The sequence below is a fragment of the Acidovorax sp. MR-S7 genome (assembly GCF_000400995.2).
Classification (GTDB): Bacteria; Pseudomonadota; Gammaproteobacteria; order Burkholderiales; family Burkholderiaceae_C; genus MR-S7.
Genome location: NZ_DF238999.1, coordinates 309,348 through 335,205, shown reverse-complemented (window position 1 = coordinate 335,205; position 25,858 = coordinate 309,348). Strand labels below are relative to the sequence as shown.

Sequence of the window (25,858 nt, the reverse complement as noted above, 5' to 3'; positions counted from 1 at the left end):
CCGCCATGCCAGCAGCCGCCGCGGAGCTGGCTCCGCCAGGCCGCGGGCGGCGTCCCCCTGGGGGGAAGGCGCCGAAGGCGACTCAGGGGGGCTCCCTTAGTTCGTGCCGTCCGGCACGAACACGTAGCCCACGCCCCACACCGTCTGGATGTAGCGCGGGGCGGCGGCGTCCACCTCGACCAGCTTGCGCAGGCGCGAGATCTGCACGTCCAGGCTGCGGTCGAAGGGCTCGAATTCGCGCCCGCGCGCCAGCAGCGCCAGCTTCTCGCGCGACAGCGGCTGGCGCGGGTGGCGTACCAGGGCCTTGAGCATGGCGAATTCGCCTGTGGTCAGCGGCAGTTCCTCGCCATTCTTCTGCAGCGCGCGCGTGCCCAGGTCGAACGTGAAGGGGCCGAAGGTCACCACCTCGTTGTCGCCCGAGGGCGCACCCGGCGCCTCCTGCGGCGGACGGCGGCGCAGCACGGCGTGGATGCGTGCGAGCAGCTCGCGCGGGTTGAAAGGCTTGCCCAGGTAGTCGTCGGCACCCACCTCCAGGCCCACGATGCGGTCCACGTCTTCGCCCTTGGCGGTGAGCATGATGATGGGCGTGCGGTCGTTGGCCGCGCGCAGGCGGCGGCAGATGGACAGGCCGTCCTCGCCGGGCATCATGAGGTCCAGCACGATCAGGTCCACCGTCTCGCGCAGCAGGATGCGGTTGAGCGCCTTGCCGTCTTCCGCCACCATGACCTCGAAGCCCTCCTGCGTGAGGTAGCGGCGCAGCAGATCGCGGATGCGCGCATCGTCGTCCACCACGAGCACTTTGTCGGTACGGTTGGTCGTAGTTGCCATGTTGTGATCCCGGTCCAATTTGTAACAGAGCCGATTCTGACCAGCTTGCAGCGCAAAGTTCGCGTTTTTCCGAGAGCTTTGACCAAGTGTTACAGGTTTTGCGCCACGTGCCATCGACATTACCCGCACGTCACCAAAACGGCCGTTTCGGCGGCTACGCTTGTATGTCAGCGGATGGCGCATCCGCGTGGAGGCCCTCATGGGCAGGAAGGGAAAATCAATGAAGAATGCTGTAAAAATAATAGCTGCTGCCGCTTTATTGGTGGGCGCTTCTGCGGGTTTTGCTCAGAACGGTGGCGCATCCGCGCCGCAGAATGTGCTGCAACTGTCGGCCGCGGGCACCGTGGAAACCCAGCAGGACCTGCTGGTGGTGACCCTGGCCGCCACCAAGGAAGCGCCCGACGCGGCGGCAGTGCAGACGCAGCTCAAGCAGGCGCTGGATGCGGCCCTGGCCGAGGCGCGCCGCCAGGCCCAGCCGCAGCAGATGGATGTGCGCACGGGCGCCTTCAGCCTGTACCCGCGCCACGGCAAGGACGGCAAGATCGCCGGTTGGCAGGGCCGCGCGGAACTGGTGCTGGAAGGCCGCGACTTCCAGCGCATCACCGGCACGGCGGGCAAGGTGCAGAGCATGGCCATCAGCCAGATCGCATTCGACCTGTCGCGCGAGGCACGCGCCAAGGCCGAGACCGAGGCGCAGTCCCAGGCCATCGAGGCGTTCAAGGCCCGTGCCACGGAGCTGGCGCGGGGTTTCGGCTTCGGCGGCTACACGCTGCGCGAGGTGGCGGTGAACAGCAACGAGATGTTCCCCGGCCCCCGCCCGCGCGTGATGGCCATGAAGGCTGAAGCTGCATCCTTCGCCGATGCGCCCGTGCCGGTGGAGGCGGGCAAGGCACAGGTGGTGGTCACCGTGTCGGGCTCGGTGCAGTTGCGCTGATATCTCAAGCCAAATCGGCCTTTGGCGCTTATCCAGAAAGCGCAAGCAGCTATTGGAATAATAGCGATGGGCAAGCCCTGCGGCACTGGCGCCACCCAGGCCGGCAGACGCCGCGCAGCGGCTCAGAGGGGTGTTCTCTTACTGGGCTGTCCAGCCGCCGTCCATGTTCCAGGCCACGCCGCGCACGTTGTTGGCTGCCGGCGAGCAGAAGAACACGGCCAGTTCGCCCAGTTCCTCGGGCGTGGTGAACTGCATGGAAGGTTCCTTCTCTCCCAGCAGCAGCTTCTTGGCGTCTTCGTTGGACAGACCATGCTCGGCGGCCTTGGCGTCCACCTGCTTTTGCACCAGGGGCGTGAGCACCCAGCCCGGGCAGATCGCATTGCAGGTCACGCCGGTGGTGGCGGTTTCCAGCGCCGTCACCTTGGTCAGGCCGACGATGCCGTGCTTGGCCGCCACGTAGGCGGATTTCTGCGCCGAACCCACCAGGCCGTGGACCGACGCCACGTTGATGATGCGCCCCCAGCCTGCGGCCAGCATGCCCGGCAACGCCAGGCGCGAGGTGTGGAAGGCGCTGGTCAGGTTGATGGCGATGATCGCGTCCCACTTCTCCGCCGGAAAGTCCTGCACGCTGGCCACGTGCTGGATGCCCGCGTTGTTCACCAGGATGTCCACGCGTCCGAACTGGGAGGCGGCGTACTTGAGCATGTCCTCGATCTCGGCGGGCTTGCTCATGTCGGCGCCGTGGTAGGCCACGCGCACGTCCGACGCGCTGCCCGCGGCCAGTACCTGCGCGCGGGGGCCGTCCACATCGCCGAAGCCGTTGAGCACGATGTTGGCGCCCTGGCGTGCCAGGGCCATGGCGATCCCGAGGCCGATGCCGCTGGTGGAGCCGGTGACGAGTGCGGTTTTGCCTTTCAGCATGAGAGTCTCTCCGAATGAATTAGGATGCAATCCAAGCATTATCGAGCGCTGCATGACGGTACCGTTTCCATGATTCAACCTACGCTGAAATACGTACCGTGCCCCGGCCCTGCCGCCGTGGGCTCCGCAGAAGAAGGCCACCGCATGGCCTATTGGAAGTGGAATGCCACGGGCGACGCGGCGCACCCGCGCGTGGTGGTCTGCGCGCACGGCCTCTCGCGCCAGGGCCGCGACTTCGATACCCTGGCCCGTGCCATGAGCCTTCACGCCCGCGTGGTCTGTCCCGATGTGGTGGGCCGGGGCCAGAGCGACTGGCTGGCCGATCCCATGGGCTACCAGATTCCGCTGTATGCCGCCGACATGCTGGCCCTGCTGGCGCACCTGCACCAGCAGGCGCCCATGCGCATGCTGGACTGGGTGGGCACCAGCATGGGCGGGCTCATCGGCATGGTGCTGTGCGGCCAGCCGGGCCTGCCGATGCCCGTGCCCGTGCGGCGCCTGGTGCTCAACGACGTGGGGCCGACCATCGAGTGGCAGGCGCTGGAGCGCATCGGCCAGTACCTGGGCCAGCCCGCGCATTTCGAGACGCTGCAGCAGGCGGCGGATGCGCTGTGGGCCATCTCGCGCAGCTTCGGGCCGCACACGCCGCAGGAGTGGCTGGAGCTGTCGCGCGCCATGGTGCGGCCTGGTCCGCAGGGAGGGCTGGCGCTGCATTACGACCCGGCCATCGCAGTGCCGTTCCGCACCTTGACCGAGGAGGCCGCCCGTGCCGGCGAGCAGCAGATGTGGCAGCTCTATGAGCAGATCACGGCCCAGGTGCTGCTGTTGCGAGGGGCCGAGTCCGACCTGCTGTCCGCGCAGACGGCCCAACACATGGCGCAGCGCGGGCCGCGTGCGCGCGTGGTGGAGTTCGCTGGTGTAGGCCACGCGCCCACGCTGGTGGCGCAGGGCCAAGTGGATGCCGTAGTGTCGTTCCTGCAGGGCGACGGCGTGGAGGGTGCCGCATGAGAAGCAGCGCCATCGGCCACATGCCTCTGGGGCAGGGCGGGGCGGCTGCCGCGGGCCGGCCCGAGGCCGTGCCGCAACTCATCGCCGCCACCGCGCAGACCGAACCCGGCCATGACGGCGCATTGGCGCGCGCGCGCGCCTTCGCCGAACCGCTGCTGACCGGCGAGACGCTGGGTACGGGGGAGAACACCCTCGCACATGCGGATGCCGTGTCCGCCATCCTCAAGAACCTGGGCGGCTCCGAGACCATGCAGGCCGCCGCCTACCTGGTCTATACCTGCGCGCACCTCAACAGGCCGGAGGAGGTCATCGCCAAGGCATTCGGCGACAACTTCGCCGCACTGGCCGTCGAGACCACCAAGCTCATGCGCGTGCAGCAGCAGGCGCGCGAGGCGCAGGTGGCCGGCCTGCAGGTGGACGATGCTGCCACGCATACCGAGAACGTGCGCAAGATGCTGCTGGCCTTCTCGCGCGACCTGCGCGTGGTCATGCTGCGGCTGGCTTCGCGCCTGCAGACGCTGCGCTTCTATGCCGCGACCAAGCGCGCGGTGTCGCCCGGCATTGCGCGCGAGGCGCTGCAGGTGTTCGCACCTCTGGCCAACCGGCTGGGCATCTGGCAGATGAAATGGGAGCTGGAGGACCTGGCCTTCCGCTTCCTGGAGCCCGACACGTACAAGGAAGTGGCGAGTCTGCTGGACGAGAAGCGCGTGGAGCGCGAGCTCTACATGGAGCAGGTTCGCAGCCGGCTGGAATCCGAGCTGCGCGCGCGCAGCATCAGCGCCAGCGTGCAGGGGCGGCCCAAGCACATCTACAGCATCGTCAAGAAGATGCGCGGCAAGTCGCTGGGCTTCGACCAGGTGTTCGACATCCGCGCGCTGCGCGTCATCGTGCCCAGCGTCAAGGACTGCTATGCGGCCCTGAGCTGGGTGCACAGCCAGTTCAGTCCCATCGAGGCCGAGTTCGACGACTACATCGCCCGCCCCAAGCCCAACGGTTACCAGTCGCTGCACACCGTGGTGCGCGACGAGGCTGGCCGGGCTATCGAGATCCAGATCCGCACCCAGGCCATGCACGACCACGCCGAGCACGGTGTGGCCGCACACTGGGCCTACAAGGAGGCGGGCACCAAGGGCTACGCGGGCGTGTCCGCCAGCAGTGAATACGACGCCAAGATCGCCGTGCTGCGCCAGCTCCTGGCCTGGGAGCGCGACCTGGTCGGCGGCGCGAGCCGCAGCGGCCTGTTCGAGGACCGCATCTACGTGCTCACGCCCGATGCCGCCGTGGTCGAACTGCCGCAGGGAGCGACGCCCGTCGACTTCGCCTATGCCGTGCACACCAACGTGGGCCACCGCTGCCGCGGCGCGCGCGTGGACGGCGCTATGGTGCCGCTCAACACGCCGCTGCAGAACGGCCAGACAGTGGAGATCACCACCGTGAAGGAGGGGCGCCCCTCGCGCGACTGGCTCAACCCGGAGCTGGGCTATCTCACCAGCAACCGGGCCAAGGCCAAGGTGCGCGCATGGTTCAACGCGCAGGCCACGCACGCCACCGTCGCGCGCGGGCGCGAGCTGGTCGAGAAGCTGCTGCAGCGCGAAGGCAAGACGGCTGTCAAGCTCGATGACCTGGCCGTGCAGCTGGGCTTCAAGTCGGCCGAGGCGCTGTTCGAGGTGGTTGGCAAGGACGAGTTTTCCCTGCGCTCCATCGAGACACTGCTGCGCCCGCCCGAGCCCGTGGCCGAGCCGGAAGACCAGTTGCTGATCCGCAAGGCGCGCACGGACAGCGTGCCCAAGGGGGGGGTGCTGGTCGTGGGCGTGGACTCGCTCATGACGCAGCTCGCCAAGTGCTGCAAGCCCGCGCCGCCCGATGAGATCCGCGGATTCGTCACGCGCGGCAAGGGCGTGAGCGTGCACCGCGCGGACTGCAGCAACTTCCGCGAGATGGCGGCGCGCAATGCCGAGCGCGTCATCGATGTGGAATGGGGCCGGCCCCAGCTGCAGGCGGCGGCGGTCTACCCGGTGGATGTGGCTGTGGAGGCCTCGGACCGGCAGGGCCTGCTGCGCGATATCTCCGAGGTGTTCGCGCGCGAGAAGACCAACGTGATCGGCGTGCAGACCCAGTCCGTCAAGGGCACGGCCTGGATGACCTTCACCGTGGAAGTGTCGGACGCGGGCCGCCTGAACAAGGTGCTGGGCATCGTCGGCAGCGTTCCGGGCGTGCGTTCCGCGCGGCGGCGTTGAGCATTGCGCCGTTTGCCGGAAGCGGCCTTTTTTACTGCTACAATCTCACTTCTCGAATACACACAGGCGCGTAGCTCAGCTGGTTAGAGCACCACCTTGACATGGTGGGGGTCGTTGGTTCGAGTCCAATCGCGCCTACCATTTCTCTCCTCGTGGAAGTGACCAGCTTCCACGGCACGCAGGAGAGTTCAGCCTCCCCTCTTCCTTTTGCCTTGCGGTGTCTTGGTGCATTCGTGCGCCAGATGGCTATCCCTTTGCCGGGCGCGGGGCTTGGGCAAGCGCCCGGCAGCTGGAAGCCGACGCGCTACAATAGGAGGCTTTCCCGCAAAAAACGTCGCCCGGCCGCATCCAAAGCAATCTTAAACTAGCAGCAGTCCTCAGGAACCGTCTTCCCGAGGGCTCCCGGGCGACCCGCAACCCATCGGAGAACCCAGTGCTTTTGTCTCTCAAGGGAACCTTCCCTCCCGCCATCCTGGCGCTTGCAGACGGCACGGTCTTTATCGGCAACTCGATCGGTGCCACCGGCACCACTGTCGGCGAAGTGGTGTTCAACACCGCCATCACCGGCTACCAGGAAATCCTCACCGACCCCAGCTACTGCCAGCAGATCGTCACCCTGACGTATCCGCACATCGGCAACTACGGCGTCAACAGCGAGGACATCGAGGCCGACAAGGTCCATGCCGCAGGCCTCGTCATCAAGGACCTGCCCCTGGTCGCGAGCAACTTCCGCCAGGCCGAGACCCTGTCCCAGTACCTCGTGCGCACCGACACGGTGGCCATTGCCAACATCGACACGCGCAAGCTGACCCGCCTGTTGCGTGAGAAGGGGGCGCAGAACGGCGTCATCGTCGGGCTGGCCGTGGGCGAAGCCGTGACGCAGGCGCGCATCGACGAGGCCGTGGCGGCCGCCCAGGCCGCGCCGAGCATGAACGGTCTGGACTTGGCCAAGGTCGTGAGCACGTCCGCTACCTACGCTTGGGACCAGACCGAGTGGAAACTGGGCGAGGGCTACGGCACGCAGGACGCGCCGCGCTTCCACGTGGTGGCTTACGACTACGGCGTGAAGCTGAACATCCTGCGCATGCTGGCCGAGCGCGGCTGCAAGCTCACCGTGGTGCCGGCGCAGACACCCGCGGCCGACGTCCTGGCGATGAACCCCGATGGCGTGTTTCTGTCCAACGGCCCCGGCGACCCGGCTGCCTGCGACTATGCCATCGCGGCCGTGCAGCAGATCGTCGCCAGCGGTGTGCCCACCTTCGGCATCTGCCTGGGGCACCAGATCATGGCGCTGGCCGCCGGTGCCAAGACCTTCAAGATGGACAACAGCCACCACGGCGCCAACCATCCCGTGAAGGACCTGGACAGCGGCCGTGTCAGCATCACGAGCCAGAACCATGGCTTCGCGGTGGACATGGCCACGCTGCCCGAGACGCTGCGCGCTACCCACATCAGCCTGTTCGACGGCACGCTGCAGGGGCTGGAGCACAAGGACAAGCCCGCCTTCTGCTTCCAGGGCCATCCCGAGGCCTCGCCGGGCCCGCACGACATCGCCTACCTGTTCGACCGCTTCACGGCGCTCATGCAGGCTGCCAAGGCCAAGTGAAGGAAATCCTGGCGCCATGAAACTCTTCAGCTTCCCGGCCGCGGCGCTCGAGAAGGCGATCCACAAGCGCATGCTCACGCTGCCCGCGCCGCACCGCGAATGGTTCGCCGAGCGCTGGCAGCAAAAGCCCTACAAGAAGGCGTTCGTGGAGAACAAGGCCATGCCGCTGGTCACGCTGATCGCCAAGGGCAAGACCTGGGACGACGCCACCTTCGCCGAAGGCCTGCAGGAATGGGACGTGACCTTCTACGAGGCCGAGGCCGAGGTGCTGCGCCCGCTGGTGCAGGGCGATGGCCTGATCCAGCTCATGCAGAAGAGCCTGCCCGCCGAGCGCGCCCAGGCGCTGCTGGACCGGCTTGACGCACGGCGCCCCGTGGCAGCTTCTGCCGCCACCGACTGAACCGATACACCATGCCAAAACGCACAGACATCAAGAGCATCCTCATCATCGGCGCCGGCCCGATCATCATCGGCCAGGCCTGCGAGTTCGACTACTCCGGCGTACAGGCCTGCAAGGCGCTGCGCGAGGAGGGCTACAAGGTCATCCTGATCAACAGCAACCCCGCGACGATCATGACCGACCCGGCCACGGCCGACGTCACCTACATCGAGCCCATCACCTGGCAGACGGTCGAGAAGATCATCGCCAAGGAGCGCCCCGACGCCATCCTGCCCACCATGGGCGGCCAGACCGCGCTGAACTGCGCACTGGACCTGTGGCGCAACGGGGTGCTGCACAAGTACAAGGTCGAGCTGATCGGCGCCACGCCCGAGGCCATCGACAAGGCCGAGGATCGCCTGAAGTTCAAGGACGCGATGACGCGCATCGGCCTGGGCTCGGCGCGCTCGGGCATTGCGCATTCGATGGACGAAGCCTGGGCCGTGCAGAAGAACGTGGGCTTCCCCACGGTGATCCGCCCCAGCTTCACGCTCGGCGGCACGGGCGGCGGCATCGCCTACAACCCGGAAGAATTCGAGACCATCTGCAAGCGCGGCCTCGAAGCCTCTCCGACCAACGAGCTGCTGATCGAGGAATCGCTGCTCGGCTGGAAGGAGTACGAGATGGAAGTCGTCCGGGACAAGGCGGACAACTGCATCATCATCTGCTCCATCGAGAACCTCGACCCCATGGGCGTGCACACGGGCGACTCGATCACCGTGGCCCCGGCGCAGACGCTGACCGACAAGGAATACCAGATCATGCGCAACGCCAGCCTGGCGGTGCTGCGCGAGATCGGCGTGGACACGGGCGGCTCCAACGTGCAGTTCTCGGTGAACCCGAAGGACGGCCGCATGATCGTGATCGAGATGAACCCGCGCGTGTCGCGTTCGTCGGCGCTCGCGTCCAAGGCCACGGGCTTCCCCATCGCCAAGGTCGCGGCCAAGCTGGCCGTGGGCTACACGCTCGATGAGCTCAAGAACGAGATCACGGGCGGCGCCACGCCCGCGTCGTTCGAGCCCTCGATCGACTACGTGGTCACCAAGATCCCGCGCTTCGCGTTCGAGAAGTTCCCCACCGCCGACAGCCGCCTGACCACGCAGATGAAGTCCGTGGGCGAGGTCATGGCCATGGGCCGCACGTTCCAGGAATCGTTCCAGAAGGCACTGCGCGGCCTCGAAGTGGGCGTGGACGGCATGAACGAGAAGACGCAGGACCGCGAACTGCTCGAAAAGGAACTCGGCGAGCCCGGCCCCGAGCGCATCTGGTACGTGGGCGATGCGTTCGCGATGGGCCTGTCCGTCGATGAAGTGCACGACCTCACCAAGATCGACAAGTGGTTCCTGGTGCAGATCGAGGAGATCGTGAAGATCGAACTCGACCTGGACAAGCTCGCGGAAGGAAAGGGCGATGCCGCGCTGGCCGCCCTGGATGCCGACACGCTGCGCACGCTCAAGAAAAAGGGCTTCTCCGACCGTCGCCTCGCCAAGCTGCTCAAGACCACCGAAAAGGCCGTGCGCGAAGCACGCCGCGCGCTGAACGTGCGCCCGGTTTACAAGCGCGTGGATACCTGCGCGGCCGAGTTCGCCACCAACACGGCCTACATGTACTCGACCTACGAGGACGAGTGCGAGGCAGCGCCCACGGACAAGAAAAAGATCATGGTGCTGGGCGGCGGGCCCAACCGCATCGGCCAGGGCATCGAGTTCGACTACTGCTGCGTGCATGCGGCGCTGGCGATGCGCGAGGACGGGTACGAGACCATTATGGTCAACTGCAACCCCGAAACCGTCTCGACCGACTACGACACCTCCGACCGCCTGTATTTCGAGCCCCTCACGCTCGAAGACGTGCTGGAGATCGTGGACAAGGAAAAGCCCGCGGGCGTGATCGTGCAGTACGGCGGCCAGACGCCTTTGAAGCTGGCACTGGGCCTGGAAGCCGAGGGCGTGCCGATCATCGGCACCTCGCCCGACATGATCGATGCCGCCGAGGACCGCGAGCGCTTCCAGAAGCTGCTCAACGACCTCGGCCTGCGCCAGCCGCCCAACGCTACGGCCCGCACCGAGTCCGAGGCGCTGGAAAAGGCCGCCGCGCTGGGCTACCCCCTGGTAGTGCGCCCCAGCTACGTGCTGGGCGGCCGTGCCATGGAAATCGTGCACGAGCAGCGCGACCTGGAGCGCTACATGCGCGAGGCCGTGAAGGTGAGCAACGACTCGCCCGTGCTGCTCGACCGCTTCCTGAACGACGCCATCGAGTGCGACGTGGACTGCCTGCGCGACCCCGAGGGCAAGGTCTTCATCGGCGGCGTGATGGAGCACATCGAGCAGGCCGGCGTGCACTCGGGCGATTCCGCCTGCTCGCTGCCGCCGTACTACCTCAAGCAGGCCACCATCGACGAGCTCAAGCGCCAGACCGCCGCGATGGCCGAGGGGCTGAACGTGGTCGGCCTCATGAACGTGCAGTTCGCCATCCAGGAGGCCGACGGCAAGGACGTGATCTACGTGCTCGAAGTGAACCCGCGCGCCTCGCGCACGGTGCCCTTCGTCTCCAAGGCCACGGGCATCCAGCTTGCCAAGGTGGCCGCGCGCTGCATGGCGGGCCAGACGCTGGCGGCGCAAGGCATCACGCAGGAAGTGACGCCGCCGTACTTCAGCGTGAAGGAGGCCGTGTTCCCGTTCGTGAAGTTCCCTGGCGTCGACACCATCCTCGGCCCCGAGATGAAGTCCACGGGCGAAGTCATGGGCGTGGGCAAGACCTTCGGCGAGGCGTTCGTCAAGAGCCAGCTCGGCGCGGGCACCAAGCTGCCCACCTCGGGCAAGGTGTTCCTGACGGTGAAGAACGGCGACAAGCCGCGCGCCGTGGCGATCGCGCGCCAGCTGGTGGAGCTGGGCTTCGAGCTCGTGGCCACCAAGGGCACGGCGGCCGCCATCGCCGAGGCCGGAGTGCCCGTCACGGTGGTCAACAAGGTGACCGAGGGCCGTCCGCACATCGTGGACATGATCAAGATGGGCGAAATCGCCATGGTCATCAACACGGTGGAAGAGCGCCGCAACGCCATCGCCGATTCGCGCCAGATCCGCACCAGCTCGCTGCTGGCGCGCGTGACGACGTTCACGACCATCTTCGGCGCCGAGGCGGCCGTGGAAGGCATGAAGTACCTCGACAAGCTCGATGTGTACTCGGTGCAGGAGCTGCATGCCCAACTGGCCTGACGGCCTGGCTTGATCTTGCCGCCGCACGCGGCATAATCAAGCGCTGAACTGAAACCGCCGCCCGGCAACGCGCGGCGGTTTCCCTTTTCACGGAGACTTTTTCCCATGGCCACCATTCCCATCACCAAGCGCGGCGCCGAGAAGCTCAAGGAAGAGCTGCACCGCCTCAAGACCGTCGACCGGCCCGCGGTGATCAACGCCATCGCCGAGGCGCGTGCCCAGGGCGATTTGAGCGAGAACGCCGAGTACGAGGCCGCCAAGGACCGCCAGGGCTTCATCGAGGGCCGCATCCAGGAGGTGGAGGGCAAGCTCTCCGCCGCGCAGATCATCGACCCCTCGGCGCTCGACGCGGGCGGCCGCGTGGTCTTCGGCGCCACCGTGGAACTGGAGGACGAGGACAGCGGCGACACGGTGAAGTACCAGATCGTCGGCGAGGACGAGGCCGACCTGAAGCTGGGCCTCATCAACGTCTCCAGCCCCATCGCCCGCGCGCTCATCGGCAAGGAAGAGGGCGACACCGCCGAAGTGCAGGCCCCGGGCGGCGTGCGCCGCTACGAGGTGGTGGCCGTCAGCTACATCTGACCATGTACGAACGCCTGCCCGTGCTGGCCGCCGCCCTCTGGTGGGGCAGCCTGTCGGCCATCGGCTTCGTGGCCGTGCCGCTGCTGTTCGCGCACCTGCCCACGCCGGCCATGGCGGGCAACATGGCGGCCAAGCTGTTCGCGGCGCAGACTTATATTTCGATAGCGGCTTGCGCTTGTCTGCTGGTGATTTCCAAGCGAAAACATGCCGAAAATCCCGAACAATGGGCGCAAGCAGCTATGGTTTTTGTGATCCTCGGCCTGCTGCTGGCCCTGCTGGTGCAGTACGGCGTGGCGCCGCGCATCGTGGCGCGCGAGAATCTGCGGCTGTGGCACGGCGTGGGCAGCGGCATGTATTTCGTCCAGTGGCTGTGCGCGGGCATCACGTTGTGGAAGACAGCGAAGCAAGGGAGTTAGCCATGGAATCCCAGGTCATCCGTATCGAGGGCAGCGACTGGCAGGCCGTGCAGGGCAATGACGCCTGGCGCGCGGCGCTGGAGGCCGGCAAGGTGCTGTTCTTTCCAAGCCTGGGCTTCGAACTGCAGCCCGAGGAGCGCCCGCTGCTGCGTCCCGACGTACGCGACCCCGGCGCGCGCAACATCAGCCTGAACGTCGACGGCAGCCTCAAGGGCGCCGCGGGCGACGCCGCCACGCAGGCCCTGCTGGCGGGCATGATCGGGCGCTTCCGCCAGCAGGCGCTGGGCCTGGTCGATGCGCTGCTGCCCCACTACACCTCCGCGCTGCGCATGGCGCCGACCAGCTACCGTCCCATGCAGGTGGAAAGCCGCCAGCAGTCCTGGCGCGCCGACGACCGGCGCCTGCACGTGGACGCTTTCCCCTCGCGCCCCAACTACGGCGAGCGCATCCTGCGCGTGTTCGCCAACGTCAATTCCGATGGCGTGCCGCGCGTGTGGCGCGTGGGCGAGCCCTTCGAGACGGTGGCGCGCACGTTCCTGCCCAAGGCCAAGCCGTATTCCGCATGGCAGGCCAAGGTGCTGCAGGCGCGGCACGTGACCAAGTCTTTCCGCAGCGAATACGACCACCTGATGCTGCAGCTGCACGACGGCATGAAGCGCGACATGGCGTACCAGCAGAGCAGCCCGCAGGAAACGGTGCCGTTCCCTGCCGGATCGGTGTGGGTGTGCTTCTCGGACCAGGCCACGCACGCGGTCATGTCGGGCCAGTACATGCTGGAGCAGACGCTGCATCTGCCCGCCGACCACGCCTACGACAAGGAGGCGAGCCCGCTGGCCATCCTCACGCGGCTGACAGGCAGGCAGTTGGTCTGATCGCTTGCACCATCACTCACGCCAGTGCCGGGCGACCCAGCTCGCCGGCTTGATGAACCCCATGCGCTTGTTGCGCCGCCCCGCCAACGCATCGGGCGGGTTGCATTCGCCGTGGAAGATCATGATGCGCGCGCCGGCGGGCACGAAAGGCTCGCGCCAGTAGTTGGCGGGCCATGCCGGGATGCCGTGGTACTTGAAGCTCGGGCACCAGCCCTCGGGCCAGTACGAGAGCTTGCCCTGCCGGTGCAGGAATTTCGAGAGGAACGTCTGCTCGTTGCGGTAGTTCGCCTGCACCTCGTCCATGTGCTCGCGGAAGTATGCGAGCACGTCGGCATGCGCACCCAGTTTGAATCGGTAGACCGACGAGTTGCCCGTGATCCGCTGGCCGAAGCGCCAGAAGCGCGGGTAGTCGTGGATGATGAGGAACTCGCCCGGCTGCTCGAAGAATGCGTCGAGCGAGCCGACGACCACCACGTCCACGTCCAGGAACAGCGCGGTGCCGCGCAGGCCGTGCAGGTCGGCCTCGAAGGTGGTGAGCTTCTTCCACGCGCCGTCGCGCTGGCCCGGCTTGAGGTGCAGGTTCAGCGGCGGAATGGGCAGGCACTGCACCTCGGGGCGGATGCCGGTGCCGTCGTCGGTCAGGCAGACGAAGTTGAACTCGCCGCTCAGGTGGCGGCGCACCATGGCGTAGAGGCGGTTGACGTACTCCGGGCCGTACTTGGTGCCCCACTTCATGCAGAGCACGTGGCGCTGAGGCGCAGGCATGTCAGTCCGCCTGGCGCTTCTTCACCGATTTCTGCTTGGGCTTGGCGCGCTTGATCTGGCCGCCCGCCGTGAGGCGCTGGTTGCCGAGCACGCGCAGCTGCTTCACCTCGGGCTTCTGGCCGGCGCGCTTGCTGAACTTGAGCACCTTCACGTCGCGTGGACCGGGCATGCGGTCCTCATCGACGGCCTTTTCCTTGGCCGGGATCGGGCGCCAGAGCACGAGCAGCTTGCCGATGTGCTGGACGGGCGCGGCGTTCAGGTCGTCGGCCAGCTTCTGGTACATGGCCTCGCGCGCCGCGCGGTCGTCGCCGAACACGCGTACCTTGATGAGGCCGTGGGCGTTCAGGGCTGCATCGATTTCCTTTTGCACGGCGGGCGTGAGGCCGTCGCCGCCGATCAGGACCACGGGATCGAGGTGGTGGGCGTCGGCGCGGTGTGCGCGGCGCTCGGCGGGCGTCAGTTGGATTTGGGGCATGGGCCGTATTATCTCAATCACATGAAAGCCCAGACGAAAAGCAAAAAAGTGAACAAGGCGTGGCTCAACGACCACGTCAACGATCCTTACGTGAAAGCCGCGCAGAAGGACGGCTACCGCGCGCGCGCCGCCTACAAGCTCAAGGAGATCGACGAGCAGTTCGGCCTCATCCGGCCCGGCCACGTGGTGGTGGACCTGGGCAGCAGCCCCGGCGCCTGGAGCCAGTACGTGCGCCGCCGCCTCGCGCCGGGCGGTGCGGCCGCGGGAAGGCTCGACGGAGCCATCATCGCGCTGGACATCCTGCCCATGGAGCCCATCGAAGGCGTGACCTTCCTGCAGGGCGACTTCCGCGAAGAGGAGGTGCTCGCGCGCCTGCAGGAGGCGGTGCAGGGCCGCGCGGTGGATGTGGTGGTGTCCGACATGGCGCCCAACCTCTCGGGCGTGGAGTCGGTGGACGCGGTGCGCATCGCGCACCTGATCGAGCTGGCCGTGGATTTCGCCGTGCACCACCTCAAGCCCGAGGGGGCGCTGGTCGTGAAGCTGTTCCACGGCAGCGGCTATACGCAGCTGGTGCAGCTCTTCAAGGAGACCTTCCGCGTGGTCAAGCCCGTCAAGCCCAAGGCGTCGCGCGACAAGTCCTCCGAAACCTTCCTGGTGGGCATCGGCCTCAAGCACCCCGCCTGACCATGGCCCGGGGCGGGGTTAATCGCAGGGCCTGCCGGATTGAAAAGCCTAAAATGCGCCCCAAATGCCCTAGGACGCCGCCGTGACACTGTCGTGGCTGTCCATCCGTTTCTGAAATCTGGAGTTCCGCTTGAACAATCAGTGGTTTTCAAAAGTCGCCGTCTGGCTGGTCATCGCCATGGTACTGTTCACGGTGTTCAAACAGTTCGACACCCGTGCCACTGCGGGCGCCGGAGCCGTGGGCTATTCGGAATTCCTGGAAGAAGTGCGCAGCAACCGCATCAAGAGCGCCACCATTCAGGAAGGCCAGGGCGGCACCGAGATCGTCGCCACGACCAACGACGATCGCAAGATCCGCACCACGGCCACCTACCTGGACCGCGGCCTCGTGGGCGACCTGATCAACAACAACGTCAAGTTCGACGTCAAGCCGCGCGAGGAAGGCTCGCTGCTCATGACCTTGCTCGTGAGCTGGGGCCCGATGCTGCTCCTGATCGGCGTGTGGGTCTACTTCATGCGCCAGATGCAGGGCGGCGGCAAGGGCGGCGCATTCAGCTTCGGCAAGTCCAAGGCGCGCATGCTCGACGAGAACAACAACACCGTCACCTTCGCCGACGTCGCGGGCTGCGACGAGGCCAAGGAAGAGGTGAAGGAAGTCGTCGATTTCCTGAAGGACCCGCAGAAATTCCAGAAGCTCGGCGGCCGCATTCCGCGCGGCCTGCTGCTGGTCGGCCCTCCGGGTACCGGCAAGACGTTGCTGGCCAAGTCCATCGCGGGCGAGGCCAAGGTGCCGTTCTTCTCGATCTCCGGCTCCGATTTCGTGGAAATGTTCGTCGGCGTGGGCGCGGCCCGCGTGCGCGACATGTTCGAGAACGCCAAGAAGAACGCCCCCTGCATCATCTTCATCGATGAAATCGATGCCGTGGGCCGCCAGCGCGGCGCGGGCCTGGGCGGCGGCAACGACGAGCGCGAGCAGACGCTGAACCAGATGCTCGTGGAGATGGACGGCTTCGAGACCAACCTCGGCGTGATCGTCGTGGCTGCGACCAACCGGCCCGACATCCTCGACGCGGCCCTGCTGCGTCCCGGCCGCTTCGACCGCCAGGTCTACGTGACGCTGCCCGACATCCGTGGCCGCGAACAGATCCTGGGCGTGCACATGCGCAAGATTCCCGTGGGCCAGGACGTGAACCCCGGCATCATCGCGCGCGGCACGCCGGGCATGTCGGGGGCCGACCTCGCCAACCTCTGCAACGAGGCAGCGCTGATGGCCGCGCGCCGCAATGCGCGCACCGTGGAGATGCAGGACTTCGAGAAGGCCAAGGACAAGATCATCATGGGCCCCGAGCGCAAGACCATGGTCATGCCCGAGGAGGAACGCCGCAATACGGCCTACCACGAGGCGGGCCACGCGCTGATCGGCAAGCTGCTGCCCAAATGCGACCCGGTGCACAAGGTCACCATCATCCCGCGCGGCCGTGCGCTGGGCGTGACCATGAGCCTGCCCGAGAAGGATCGCTACTCCTACGACAAGGAGTACATGCTCAACCAGATCGCCATGCTCTTCGGCGGCCGCATCGCCGAGGAAGTGTTCATGCACCAGATGACCACGGGCGCTTCCAACGACTTCGAGCGCGCCACCAACCTGGCGCGCGACATGGTCATGAAGTACGGCATGAGCGAGGCCCTGGGCCCCATGGTCTATGCCGAGAACGAGGGCGAGGTGTTCCTGGGCCGCTCGGTCACCAAGACCACCAACATGAGCGAGCAGACCATGCAGAAGGTGGACGACGAGGTGCGCCGCATCATCGACGAGCAGTACGCACTGGCGCGCAAGCTCATCGAGGACAACCAGGACAAGATGCACGCCATGGCCAAGGCCATGCTGGAGTGGGAAACCATCGATGCCGAGCAGCTCGACGACATCATGGCCGGCCGCGAGCCCCGTCCTCCGAAGGACTGGACGCCGCGTACGCCGCCCTCTGGCGGCGACGGGACGAGCGGCGGCACGCCTGCCGTGAAGCCCGATCCCGCGCCTTCGGCGGCCTGATTCGCCGCCAGCACCATGGAAACGGGGCCTGCGCCCCGTTTTTCTTTCCTCCTTTTCCGACGACCATGCTCTGGCAGACCTCCCGCTTCGCCGTGGACCTGGCGCGCCCGCAGGTCATGGGCATCGTCAACGCCACCCCCGACTCCTTTTCCGACGGCGGGCAGCATGCCGGCGCGGCGGCGGCGCTGCGGCACTGCGAGCAGCTACTGGAAGAGGGCGCCGACATCCTGGACATCGGCGGCGAGTCCACGCGCCCCGGCAGCCCGGCCGTGCCTCTGCAGGAGGAGCTGGCCCGCGTGCTGCCGGTGGTCGCCGGCGCCGTGCGGCTCGGCGTGCCCGTATCGGTCGATACCTACAAGCCCGAGGTGATGCAGGCCGCGCTGGACCTGGGTGCCGACATCGTGAACGACATCTGGGCCCTGCGCCAGCCGGGCGCGGCCGAGGCGGTGGCGCGCCACTCCGCCTGCGGGGTGTGCCTCATGCACATGCACCGCGACCCGCAGACCATGCAGGCGGCACCCATGGAAGGCGACGTGGTGCCTCAGGTGCTATCGTTTCTGGAGCTGTCCGCGCAGTCCCTGCAAGCGCTAGGGGTCGATAAGGCCCGCATCGTGCTGGACGGCGGCATCGGCTTCGGCAAGACGGTGGCGCAGAATTTCGCACTGCTCGCCCGCCAGCGCGAGCTGCTGGACCTGGGCTACCCGCTGCTGGCCGGCTGGTCGCGCAAGTCGTCGCTCGGCGCGGTCACCGGCCTTCCGGTCGAGGAGCGCCTCGTGCCCAGCATCGCCGCCGCCGTGCTGGCGGTGGAGCGGGGCGCGCGCATCGTGCGCGTGCACGACGTGCGCGCCACCGTGGCCGCGCTGGCGGTGTGGCGCGCCATGCAGCAAGAAGAACCTACGACAACGACACGAGGAGCCCTCCCATGACACGCACCTACTTCGGCACCGACGGCATCCGCGGCACGGTGGGACAGCCTCCCATCACGCCCGACTTCGTGCTGCGCCTGGGCCATGCGGTGGGGCGCGTGCTGCGCCGCACGCAGGAGCGGCCCACGGTGCTGATCGGCAAGGACACGCGGGTGTCCGGCTACATGCTGGAGAGCGCACTGGAGTCCGGCTTCAACTCCGCCGGGGTGGACGTGGTGCTGCTTGGGCCGCTGCCCACGCCCGGCGTGGCCTACCTCACGCGGGCGCAACGCGCCAGCCTGGGAGCGGTCATCAGCGCCAGCCACAACCCCCATCCGGACAACGGCATCAAGTTCTTCAGCGCCCAGGGCACCAAGCTGCCCGATGCCTGGGAGGCGGAGGTAGAGGCCATGCTCGCGCAGCCGCCCGCGTGGGTGGACTCGGCTGCGCTGGGCAAGGCGCGCCGGCTCGACGACGCCGCAGGCCGCTACATCGAGTTCTGCAAGAGCACCTTCGCTTCGGATCTCACGCTGCGCGGCATCAAGATCGTGGTGGACGCGGCCCATGGCGCCGCCTACCACATCGCGCCCAAGGTGTTCCACGAACTGGGCGCCGAGGTGATCGCCATCGGCTGCGCGCCGGACGGCTTCAACATCAACGACGGCGTGGGTGCCACGCACCCCGAGGCGCTGGTGCGTGCCGTGCGGGCCAACCATGCCGATTACGGCATCGCGCTGGACGGCGATGCCGACCGCCTGCAGATGGTGGACGCCACCGGGCGCCTGTACAACGGCGACGAACTGCTCTACCTCATGGCCTCCGACCGCCTGGGCCGCGACGAGCATGTGCCCGGCGTGGTCGGCACGCTGATGACCAACATGGCCGTGGAGCAGGCCCTGGTGCGGCGCGGCGTGAAGTTTCTGCGCGCCAAGGTGGGCGACCGCTACGTGCTGGAGGAGCTGGCGCGCCAGCGCTGGCTGCTGGGCGGCGAGGGCTCGGGCCACCTGCTGGCGCTGGACCGCCACACCACCGGCGACGGGCTGGTGAGCGCGCTGCAGGTGCTGCAGGCCTGCGTGCGCAGCGAACGCACGCTGGCCGAGCTGCTGGCCGACGTGCCGCTGTTCCCGCAGGTGCTGCTCAACGTGCGCCTGGCGCCCAGCCAGGACTGGAAGGCCAACCCCGTGCTGGCCCAGGCCATCCGCGACGTGGAGGCCGAGCTGGGCGACCACGGCCGCGTGCTGGTGCGCGCCAGCGGCACCGAGCCGCTGCTGCGCGTCATGGTGGAGGCGCGCGATGGTGCGCAGGCCAGCCGGTGTGCTCAGCGCCTGGCCGACGCGGCAAAAGCCGGTTGATGCATCGCTCCTGAAAAGTGAGCTGCTTGCGCTTGCTGGATAAGCGCTAGAGGCCGATTTGGCTTGGATTCATCCGCGCCGCTGGAGCAGGTAGCTCTCCACGTTGGCGGCCGGCAGCGGCGGGCTGAAGTAGTAGCCCTGGGCCTCGTCGCAGCCCTGGCTGCGCAGGTAGGCCAGCTGGTCCGCCGTCTCCACCCCTTCGGCCGTGGTGCGCATGCCCAGGGCCTGGGCCATGCGGATGATGGCGCTGACGATGGCGCGGTCGTTGCCGTCGTGGTCCAGGTCGCGCACGAAGGACTGGTCGATCTTCAGCTTGTAGAGCTGGAAGCGCTTGAGCTGGCTCAACGACGAATAGCCCGTGCCGAAATCGTCCATGGCCAGGCGCACGCCCTTGGCATGGAGCTGCTCCATGGTGGACATGGCCGAATGCGGGTCGTCCACCGCCACGCCCTCGGTCAGCTCCAGCTCCAGCAGATGAGGCGGCACCGAGAATTCCTGCAGCAGGCGGTCCACCAGGTCCAGGAACTGGGGCTGGCGGAACTGTACGGCCGAGAGGTTGACCGCCATGGTCAACCAGGGCATGCCCGCCGCGTGCCAGGCGGTGAGCTGGGCCAGTGCGGTGCGCAGCACCCATTCGCCGATCTGCAGGATCTGCCCGCTGTCCTCGGCCACGGGGATGAACTCTCCCGGCGACACCTGGCCCAGGTCGGGGTGGTTCCAGCGCAGCAGGGCCTCCACGCTGCAAACCGAGCCCGTGGCGATGGACACCTGAGGCTGGTAGTGCAGCGTGAACTGCCCGCGCTCCAGCGCGCGGCGCAGGGCGTTGTCCAGCAGCAGCGCGCGCGTGGACTGGGCCTGCATCTCGGGCGTGAAGAAGCGGAAGGCGTTGCGCCCGTCGGCCTTCGCGCGGTACATGGCCGTGTCCGCCGCCTGGATCAGTGTCTCGAAGTCGCTGCCGTGCTCGGGGAACAGCGAGATGCCCATCGAGGGCGCCACGCACAGCTCGTGGTGCGCGATCTGGAAGGGCTGGCGTGCCGCCTCCTGCACCTTGGCCGCCACGCGGGCCGCGCCCTGGGCGTTGGCGCCGGGCAGCAGCAGCACGAACTCGTCGCCGCCCAGGCGCGAAACCGTGTCGCGCTCGCGCACGATGCCGCGCAGGCGCTTGGCGATCTCCACCAGCAGCGCGTCGCCCACCCGGTGGCCCAGCGAATCGTTCACGTGCTTGAAGTTGTCCAGGTCCAGGAACATCACGGCCAGCGGGCTGCAGCTTTCCTGCGCGCGGCGGATGGCCTCCTGGCTGCGCTCGGCCAGCAGCACGCGGTTGGGCAGCTGGGTGAGCGCGTCGTAGTGCGCCAGCCAGTAGATGCGCTCCTGGTCCTGCTGGCGGTCGTGGATTTCGCGGTGCAGGTCGCGCACCGTCTCGCTCAGCTCGCGCGTGCGGTCGCGCACCTGCTGCTCCAGGTCGCCGTGCATCTGCGCCAGCGCGGCCTGGATGCGCAGGCGCTCGCTGATGTCCATGGCGATCCAGATCGAGCCCTGGGCCACGTTCTGCGGGTCGATGGCCTTGCTGCGCACCTCGCACACGATGGCCCGGCCGTCCTTGGCGCGCAGCGTCATCTCGCCCTCGAAGCTCAGGCCCTGGGCCAGGGGCGCGTAGCACTTGCGGCCGGCCTCCTCCCAGTCGGCGTCGCTCAGATACCAGCGCCGCGTGGACAAGCCCAGCAGCTCGCCCGGCGCGTAGCCCAGCATCTGCTCGAAATGGCGGTTGCAGCGCGTGAGGCGTCGCTCGCGCAGGAACACGATGCCCACCATGGCGTGGTCGAACAGCACCTGCTTTTCCCGCAGGGCGGCATGGAGCAGGGCCTGGGAGCGCTTCTGCTCGTCGACGTCATCGACGATCCAGATCGAGCCTTCGGAGGTGTCCAGCGGGTTGATCAGCCGGCCCGTGAGGTGGGCCCAGAACAGCTGCCCGTTGCTGCGCCGCATCTGGCGCTCGGTGCGGAAGGCTTGCCCCTGCGACAGCACCGCGAAGGCGGCCCGCCCCAGTTCCCGGAAGGCGTCGCGGTTGGGATGCATGCCCTCGCTGCTGCGCCCCACGGCCTCGGCGGTGCAGGACAGCCCGAAGATCTCCGCATAGCGCTGGTTGCAGCGCACCACCACGCGGTGGCGGATGAAGACGATGCCCACCCCCGCGCTGTCCAGCAAGGTCTGCTGCTCGCGCAGGATGCGCTGCAACGCCATCGTGGAAGACTGCTCTGGCTCCAGCGCCAAGGCGTCCGGCAGGAGTGACATGGACCGGGCGTCCGTGAAAAGGAAAGGAATGGGGGAGGGTGGAGGAAAACATTAATTTGTACCAAATTGTTGCATCCGAGGCAAGAGGATTTACACCTTCCGCCGCGCGGCGCGGGCGGTCATCGAACGGACATGCGGCCGACACCGCCCTGTCACGCCCGCCCGGCACAGTCCCTGGCAAGAGGTGCGGGGCCTGGCGGACCGAGGGTCCGGGAGCGCCGGCCTTGCACACAAAGGAGTGCTGTATGAGTGACTTGCCCAATCCCACCATGCCCCTGAGCCCCGTCAGCCTGCCCAGGGGGTCGCTTCACCGCCCATGCGGCACGCCGGGTCTGGGCGTCGGTGCGCAGCCGCACGGCGGCGTGGAGGTGGCGTGGGCGCGGCACCTCGATGAAGTCCGCGAAGCGCAGCGGCTGAGGTTCCAGGTCTTCGCCCAGGAGATGGGCGCGCGGCTGCAGACGCCGCTGCCCGGGCACGACGTGGACCTGTTCGACGAGTACTGCGAGCACCTGCTGGTGCGCGACGCGGCATCGCGCCAGGTGATCGGCACCTACCGGGTGCTCACGCCCGCGCAGGCGCGCCGCGTGGGCAGCACCTACAGCGACACCGAGTTCGACCTGACCCGCCTGCGCGGCCTGCGCGAGCGCATGGTGGAGCTGGGCCGCAGCTGCGTGCACGCGGAGCACCGCCAGGGCGGCGTGATCATGGCGCTGTGGGGCGCGCTGGCCGACTTCATGGTGCGCAACCGGCTCGACACCATGATCGGCTGCGCCAGCATTCCCATGCTGCACGGCGGCATCGTGAGCGGCGACGTGGCCGCCAGCCTCTGGCGGCAGCTGCGCCAGACGCACATGGCGCCCATCGAGTACCACGTGCTGCCGCGCCTGCCCCTGCCGGTGGAGCGGCTGGACGACAGCCTGCACGTCGAGCCCCCCGCGCTCATCAAGGGCTACCTGCGGCTGGGCACCAAGGTGCTGGGCGCCCCCGCGTGGGACCCGGATTTCAACACCGCCGACCTGCCCATGCTCATGCGCCTGGCGGACCTGCCGCCGCGCTACCGCCGGCATTTCCTGGGCCAGTGAACCGGCGCCCGGCGGCGCCCTGTATGACAAACAGAAGTCCGTGTCATGAAGCTGTCACCAGAACGACCAATACTGGCGGCATCGCCCGTCCTCCGGTTTCCGACATGATGCCCCTGCTGCCCTCCTTGCCCTCCACTGAACATGCCGTGGATGCCGAGGCGGGCGCGGGCCCCGTGGCGTCCAAGCCGGCCCTGTCCACCGCGCGCGTGGCTCTGCTGGACCGGGACCGCAGCATCCTCGCCTTCAACGAACGGGTGCTGGACTGGGCGGTGCGCGAGGACGTGCCGCTGCTCGAGCGCCTGCGCTACCTGTGCATCGTTTCGTCCAACCTCGACGAGTTCTTCGAAGTGCGGGCGGCGGCCCACCTCGGCGCGGCTCAGGAGGGCAGCGCCAAGGGCGGCTACAGCGCCGGCTCCTTCACGGCGCTGGCGGCCCAGGCGCACGAGCTGGTGGCGCGCCAGTACGCGCTCTACAACGATTCGCTGGTCCCGGCGTTCGCGGCGCGCGGCATCCGCATCGTCTCCCACGGCGAGCGCACGGCGGCGCAGCGGCGCTGGGTGCGCGAGTATTTCCGGCGCGAGGTGCGCCCGCTGCTGATCCCCGTGGGACTCGACCCGGCGCACCCGTTCCCGCAGGTGGCCAACAAGTCGCTGAACTTCATCGTGCGCCTGCGCGGCGGCGACGCCTTCGGGCGCGAGAACGAAATCGCCATCGTCAAGGTGCCCCGGGTCCTGCCGCGGCTCATGCGGCTGCCGGCGCCGGCCGGCCGGCAGTTCGTCAGCCTGTCGAGCATCATCCGCACCCACCTGGCCGACCTGTTCCCCGGGCGGCAGGTGTATGAGTTCTCGCAGTTCCGCGTCACGCGCCACTCGGACCTGGCGGTGGACGAGGAGGACGTGCGCAACCTGCGCACCGCGCTGCGCCAGGGGCTGCAGCACCGCCACTACGGCCAGGCCGTGCGGCTGGAGGTGTCGGCCGGCTGCTCGCGCTTCCTGGCGGACTTCCTGCAGTCGCAGTTCGGGCTGCCGGCGGAGGCGCTGTACCGCGTGCACGGTCCCGTCAACCTGGTGCGGCTGGGGCAGCTCGTGGACCTCGTCAATGACCCGGCGCTGCTGTTCCCTCCGTGGCGGCCCGCGTGGCCCGCGCAGCTGCCGCAGGCCGGCGCCATCCTGGCGCGGCTGCGCCGGCGCGACCTGCTCATCCACCAGCCGTTCGAGAGCTTCGACGGCGTGCTGGCCTTCCTGCGCGAGGCAGTGGGCGACCCGCAGGTGCTGGCCATCAAGCAGACCATCTACCGCACCGGCGCCGATTCCGAGCTGATGGAGCTGCTGCGCGAGGCCGTGCGCCGCGGCAAGGAGGTGATGGCCGTGGTGGAGCTGAAGGCCCGCTTCGACGAAGAGGCCAACATCAACTGGGCCGAGGCGCTGGAGTCCATTGGCGCGCAGGTGGTCTACGGCGTGGTGGGCCTCAAGACCCACGCCAAGATGCTGCTGGTGACCCGGCGCGAGGGCGGCGGCCTGCGCCGCTACGGGCACCTGTCCACCGGCAACTACAACCCCCGCACCGCGCGCTTGTACACCGACCTGAGCTACCTCACCGCCGACGAGCAGACCACGGCCGACATGGACGCGGTTTTCGATCACCTGGCTAACCAGAACCGCCTGCCGCAGCTGCGTCGGCTGGTGCTGGCGCCCTTCGACCTGCAGCGCAGCATGATCGAGAAGATCGACGCCGCAGGGCTGGCGGCCGAGCGCGGCGAGGGCGGGCGCATCGTCGCCAAGATGAACGCGCTGACCGATGAGGCGCTGATCCACGCGCTGGTGCGCGCCGCCCGGCGCGGCGCCAGCGTGGACCTGATCGTGCGCGGTGCCTGCATGCTGCCGGCGCAGGTGCCCGGCGTGACCGACAACATCCGCGTGCGCTCCGTCATCGGCCGCTTCCTGGAGCACACGCGGGTGTTCTATTTCCGCAGCGGCGTGCAGGAGGATCTGTACCTGTCCAGCGCCGACTGGATGAACCGCAACATGCTGCGCCGCGTGGAGATCGCCTGGCCCGTCACCGACCGCAAGCTGCGCCAGCGCATCATCGACGAGTGCCTGGTGGCCTACCTGCACGACGACCGCGACGCCTGGACGCTGCAGAGCGACGGCCGCTACACGCGCGCGCCGCGCGCCCTGGACGGCACGGGCGCCCAGAACGCGCTCATGGCGCGCTACGCGCCGCCGCCCCTGAACCACGGACAACCATGATGGATCTCATACTCTGGCGCCATGCGGAGGCGGAAAACGCACCCGACGGGGGCGAGGACCTGGAGCGGCCCCTCACGCACCGCGGCGAGAAGCAGGCCGCGCGCATGGCCGTCTGGCTCGACCGCCAGCTGCCCGACGGGCTGCGCGTGCTGGCCAGCCCCGCGCGGCGCACCGAGCAGACGGCGCGCGCGCTGGGCCGCAAGGTCAAGCTGCGCGCCGAGCTGCTGCCGGGCGGCAGTCCCGACGAACTGCTGGAGCTGGTCCAATGGCCGCGTGCCCGGGGCGCAGTGCTCGTCGTGGGCCACCAGCCGCTGCTGGGCCAGACCGCCGCGCGCCTGCTGGGGCTGCAGGCGCCCCTGTGTGCCATCCGCAAGGGCTCCGTCTGGTGGCTGCGGCACCGCCAGCGCCAGGAAACCGAGGAAACCCTGCTGATGGCGGTGCAGTCGCCGGACTTCCTTTAGCTACTGAAAAAATAGCTGCTTGCGCTTGCTGGACAAGCGCTAGAGGCTATTTTGGCTGTTATTTGCGCGACGCCTTGGGGCGGCCGGTCTTGATCGCCGGCACGGCCTGCAGGGCTGCCAGCAGCGCCGCATCGTCCAGGCCGGACAGCAGCTTCAGGCCCGCGCGCAGCAGCTCGCTCTTTTTCGCGGGATGGGCCTGCGCCGTCGCGCGCTGCTTGAGCGTGTCGATGGCCGCGTACTCGTCCTTGGGGATCGTGAAACTGTCGCGCACCAGCTTGGGCTTGCGGGGCTTGGCGTCCTTGTCGGCGGGAGCGGGGGCCGGGGCCGGTGCGGGCGGGGCAGCCTTCTTGGCCGCAGCGCGCGGGGCGGCCTTGGGTTTCGCCCGGGTCTTGGCGGCAGGGCTCTTGGCTGCAGGGGTTGCGGGAGTGGCCGGCGCGCGCGGCGTTTCGGGTGTGGCGGTGGACATGGTCGAGGTGTTGAAAACG

General features: G+C 68.0%; 22 protein-coding genes and 1 tRNA gene. 17 read left to right on the top strand and 6 right to left on the bottom strand.

What is annotated here, in order from left to right; all coding sequences use genetic code 11:
- Positions 1-96: 96 nt before the first annotated feature.
- On the bottom strand, positions 97-828 hold the full coding sequence (gene ompR, locus AVS7_RS22610; protein ID WP_024002125.1) for a two-component system response regulator OmpR: 732 nt from the start codon (positions 826-828) through the stop codon (positions 97-99).
- Between the two features lie 220 nt (positions 829-1,048).
- Here ompR and AVS7_RS22605 point away from each other — a divergent pair, with 220 nt between their 5' ends.
- Positions 1,049-1,762, top strand: coding sequence for an SIMPL domain-containing protein (locus AVS7_RS22605; RefSeq protein ID WP_034692003.1), 714 nt, complete (start codon positions 1,049-1,051; stop codon positions 1,760-1,762).
- Between the two features lie 138 nt (positions 1,763-1,900).
- Here the strand turns inward: AVS7_RS22605 and AVS7_RS22600 are convergent, their stop codons facing one another.
- Positions 1,901-2,683, bottom strand: coding sequence for a 3-hydroxybutyrate dehydrogenase (locus tag AVS7_RS22600; protein ID WP_020231034.1), 783 nt, complete (start codon positions 2,681-2,683; stop codon positions 1,901-1,903).
- Between the two features lie 69 nt (positions 2,684-2,752).
- Between AVS7_RS22600 and AVS7_RS22595 the strand changes: the two genes are divergently transcribed.
- The 9 genes from AVS7_RS22595 to AVS7_RS22555 all read left to right on the top strand — a co-directional run bounded on the left by AVS7_RS22595 (position 2,753) and on the right by AVS7_RS22555 (position 13,058).
- The gene (locus AVS7_RS22595; RefSeq protein WP_034692001.1) at positions 2,753-3,691 is read left to right on the top strand and encodes an alpha/beta fold hydrolase; all 939 of its coding nucleotides are present in this window, start codon (positions 2,753-2,755) and stop codon (positions 3,689-3,691) included.
- Between the two features lie 20 nt (positions 3,692-3,711).
- A complete protein-coding gene (locus AVS7_RS22590) occupies positions 3,712-5,928 on the top strand; it encodes a RelA/SpoT family protein (protein WP_020231032.1) in 2,217 nt (738 codons plus the stop codon).
- 64 nt (positions 5,929-5,992) lie between these two features.
- Positions 5,993-6,069: transfer RNA gene (locus AVS7_RS22585), tRNA-Val, on the top strand.
- Between the two features lie 292 nt (positions 6,070-6,361).
- The gene (carA, locus tag AVS7_RS22580) at positions 6,362-7,534 is read left to right on the top strand and encodes a glutamine-hydrolyzing carbamoyl-phosphate synthase small subunit (protein ID WP_024002122.1); all 1,173 of its coding nucleotides are present in this window, start codon (positions 6,362-6,364) and stop codon (positions 7,532-7,534) included.
- Between the two features lie 16 nt (positions 7,535-7,550).
- On the top strand, positions 7,551-7,934 hold the full coding sequence (locus tag AVS7_RS22575; protein WP_020231030.1) for a hypothetical protein: 384 nt from the start codon (positions 7,551-7,553) through the stop codon (positions 7,932-7,934).
- 11 nt (positions 7,935-7,945) lie between these two features.
- The gene (gene carB, locus AVS7_RS22570) at positions 7,946-11,188 is read left to right on the top strand and encodes a carbamoyl-phosphate synthase large subunit (RefSeq protein ID WP_020231029.1); all 3,243 of its coding nucleotides are present in this window, start codon (positions 7,946-7,948) and stop codon (positions 11,186-11,188) included.
- A 105-nt stretch (positions 11,189-11,293) separates the two neighbouring features.
- Complete coding sequence (greA, locus tag AVS7_RS22565) at positions 11,294-11,770, top strand: transcription elongation factor GreA (protein WP_020231028.1); 477 nt, start codon at positions 11,294-11,296, stop codon at positions 11,768-11,770.
- Positions 11,771-11,772: 2 nt separating this feature from the next.
- Positions 11,773-12,186: a DUF4149 domain-containing protein gene (locus tag AVS7_RS22560; RefSeq protein ID WP_020231027.1), complete on the top strand. Its 414-nt coding sequence runs from the start codon at positions 11,773-11,775 to the stop codon at positions 12,184-12,186.
- Between the two features lie 2 nt (positions 12,187-12,188).
- Positions 12,189-13,058 (top strand): Kdo hydroxylase family protein, encoded by an 870-nt coding sequence (locus AVS7_RS22555; protein WP_020231026.1) that lies wholly within the window; start codon positions 12,189-12,191, stop codon positions 13,056-13,058.
- 12 nt (positions 13,059-13,070) lie between these two features.
- On the opposite strand, the gene AVS7_RS22550 is transcribed toward AVS7_RS22555, so the two are convergent.
- On the bottom strand, positions 13,071-13,823 hold the full coding sequence (locus AVS7_RS22550; RefSeq protein WP_020231025.1) for a hypothetical protein: 753 nt from the start codon (positions 13,821-13,823) through the stop codon (positions 13,071-13,073).
- 1 nt (position 13,824) lies between these two features.
- The gene (locus AVS7_RS22545; protein ID WP_020231024.1) at positions 13,825-14,298 is read right to left on the bottom strand and encodes a YhbY family RNA-binding protein; all 474 of its coding nucleotides are present in this window, start codon (positions 14,296-14,298) and stop codon (positions 13,825-13,827) included.
- Positions 14,299-14,319: 21 nt separating this feature from the next.
- Between AVS7_RS22545 and AVS7_RS22540 the strand changes: the two genes are divergently transcribed.
- From AVS7_RS22540 to glmM, 4 genes are all read left to right on the top strand, one after another.
- Positions 14,320-14,982, top strand: coding sequence for an RlmE family RNA methyltransferase (locus AVS7_RS22540; RefSeq protein WP_034691994.1), 663 nt, complete (start codon positions 14,320-14,322; stop codon positions 14,980-14,982).
- Between the two features lie 130 nt (positions 14,983-15,112).
- Entirely contained in the window at positions 15,113-17,032 is a 1,920-nt protein-coding gene (ftsH, locus tag AVS7_RS22535) for an ATP-dependent zinc metalloprotease FtsH (RefSeq protein ID WP_020231022.1), read from the top strand.
- Between the two features lie 65 nt (positions 17,033-17,097).
- Positions 17,098-17,958 carry a dihydropteroate synthase gene (folP, locus tag AVS7_RS22530; RefSeq protein ID WP_020231021.1) on the top strand — a complete coding sequence of 287 codons (861 nt, stop codon included), beginning with the start codon at positions 17,098-17,100 and terminating at the stop codon, positions 17,956-17,958.
- Entirely contained in the window at positions 17,955-19,289 is a 1,335-nt protein-coding gene (gene glmM / locus AVS7_RS22525) for a phosphoglucosamine mutase (protein WP_020231020.1), read from the top strand. The genes folP and glmM overlap by 4 nt, the downstream gene beginning before the upstream one ends.
- A gap of 69 nt (positions 19,290-19,358) precedes the next feature.
- Here glmM and AVS7_RS22520 read toward each other — a convergent pair whose 3' ends face one another.
- On the bottom strand, positions 19,359-21,581 hold the full coding sequence (locus tag AVS7_RS22520) for a bifunctional diguanylate cyclase/phosphodiesterase (RefSeq protein ID WP_024002120.1): 2,223 nt from the start codon (positions 21,579-21,581) through the stop codon (positions 19,359-19,361).
- 245 nt (positions 21,582-21,826) lie between these two features.
- On the opposite strand from AVS7_RS22520, the gene AVS7_RS22515 reads away from it, so the two are divergent.
- From AVS7_RS22515 to AVS7_RS22505, 3 genes are all read left to right on the top strand, one after another.
- Positions 21,827-22,663 (top strand): GNAT family N-acetyltransferase, encoded by an 837-nt coding sequence (locus AVS7_RS22515; protein ID WP_020231018.1) that lies wholly within the window; start codon positions 21,827-21,829, stop codon positions 22,661-22,663.
- A 104-nt stretch (positions 22,664-22,767) separates the two neighbouring features.
- The gene (ppk1, locus tag AVS7_RS22510) at positions 22,768-24,912 is read left to right on the top strand and encodes a polyphosphate kinase 1 (protein ID WP_020231017.1); all 2,145 of its coding nucleotides are present in this window, start codon (positions 22,768-22,770) and stop codon (positions 24,910-24,912) included.
- Positions 24,909-25,373 carry a histidine phosphatase family protein gene (locus AVS7_RS22505; RefSeq protein WP_020231016.1) on the top strand — a complete coding sequence of 155 codons (465 nt, stop codon included), beginning with the start codon at positions 24,909-24,911 and terminating at the stop codon, positions 25,371-25,373. Before ppk1 ends, AVS7_RS22505 begins: the two co-directional genes overlap by 4 nt.
- A 58-nt stretch (positions 25,374-25,431) precedes the next feature.
- On the opposite strand, the gene AVS7_RS22500 is transcribed toward AVS7_RS22505, so the two are convergent.
- Positions 25,432-25,839 carry a hypothetical protein gene (locus AVS7_RS22500; RefSeq protein ID WP_020231015.1) on the bottom strand — a complete coding sequence of 136 codons (408 nt, stop codon included), beginning with the start codon at positions 25,837-25,839 and terminating at the stop codon, positions 25,432-25,434.
- Positions 25,840-25,858: the final 19 nt, after the last annotated feature.

Excerpts from the sequence above, each read along its gene's own strand:
- greA (WP_020231028.1), top strand. The coding sequence starts at position 11,294 with ATGGCCACCATTCCCATCACCAAGCGCGGCGCCGAGAAGCTCAAGGAA.
- AVS7_RS22500 (WP_020231015.1), bottom strand. The coding sequence starts at position 25,839 with ATGTCCACCGCCACACCCGAAACGCCGCGCGCGCCGGCCACTCCCGCA.
- AVS7_RS22550 (WP_020231025.1), bottom strand. The coding sequence starts at position 13,823 with ATGCCTGCGCCTCAGCGCCACGTGCTCTGCATGAAGTGGGGCACCAAG.
- AVS7_RS22560 (WP_020231027.1), top strand. The coding sequence starts at position 11,773 with ATGTACGAACGCCTGCCCGTGCTGGCCGCCGCCCTCTGGTGGGGCAGC.
- folP (WP_020231021.1), top strand. The coding sequence starts at position 17,098 with ATGCTCTGGCAGACCTCCCGCTTCGCCGTGGACCTGGCGCGCCCGCAG.
- AVS7_RS22605 (WP_034692003.1), top strand. The coding sequence starts at position 1,049 with ATGAAGAATGCTGTAAAAATAATAGCTGCTGCCGCTTTATTGGTGGGC.
- AVS7_RS22590 (WP_020231032.1), top strand. The coding sequence starts at position 3,712 with ATGCCTCTGGGGCAGGGCGGGGCGGCTGCCGCGGGCCGGCCCGAGGCC.
- AVS7_RS22595 (WP_034692001.1), top strand. The coding sequence starts at position 2,753 with ATGATTCAACCTACGCTGAAATACGTACCGTGCCCCGGCCCTGCCGCC.
- AVS7_RS22555 (WP_020231026.1), top strand. The coding sequence starts at position 12,189 with ATGGAATCCCAGGTCATCCGTATCGAGGGCAGCGACTGGCAGGCCGTG.
- AVS7_RS22515 (WP_020231018.1), top strand. The coding sequence starts at position 21,827 with ATGAGTGACTTGCCCAATCCCACCATGCCCCTGAGCCCCGTCAGCCTG.
- AVS7_RS22520 (WP_024002120.1), bottom strand. The coding sequence starts at position 21,581 with ATGTCACTCCTGCCGGACGCCTTGGCGCTGGAGCCAGAGCAGTCTTCC.
- carB (WP_020231029.1), top strand. The coding sequence starts at position 7,946 with ATGCCAAAACGCACAGACATCAAGAGCATCCTCATCATCGGCGCCGGC.
- glmM (WP_020231020.1), top strand. The coding sequence starts at position 17,955 with ATGACACGCACCTACTTCGGCACCGACGGCATCCGCGGCACGGTGGGA.
- AVS7_RS22575 (WP_020231030.1), top strand. The coding sequence starts at position 7,551 with ATGAAACTCTTCAGCTTCCCGGCCGCGGCGCTCGAGAAGGCGATCCAC.
- AVS7_RS22505 (WP_020231016.1), top strand. The coding sequence starts at position 24,909 with ATGATGGATCTCATACTCTGGCGCCATGCGGAGGCGGAAAACGCACCC.
- AVS7_RS22545 (WP_020231024.1), bottom strand. The coding sequence starts at position 14,298 with ATGCCCCAAATCCAACTGACGCCCGCCGAGCGCCGCGCACACCGCGCC.
- ppk1 (WP_020231017.1), top strand. The coding sequence starts at position 22,768 with ATGATGCCCCTGCTGCCCTCCTTGCCCTCCACTGAACATGCCGTGGAT.
- AVS7_RS22540 (WP_034691994.1), top strand. The coding sequence starts at position 14,320 with ATGAAAGCCCAGACGAAAAGCAAAAAAGTGAACAAGGCGTGGCTCAAC.
- AVS7_RS22600 (WP_020231034.1), bottom strand. The coding sequence starts at position 2,683 with ATGCTGAAAGGCAAAACCGCACTCGTCACCGGCTCCACCAGCGGCATC.
- ompR (WP_024002125.1), bottom strand. The coding sequence starts at position 828 with ATGGCAACTACGACCAACCGTACCGACAAAGTGCTCGTGGTGGACGAC.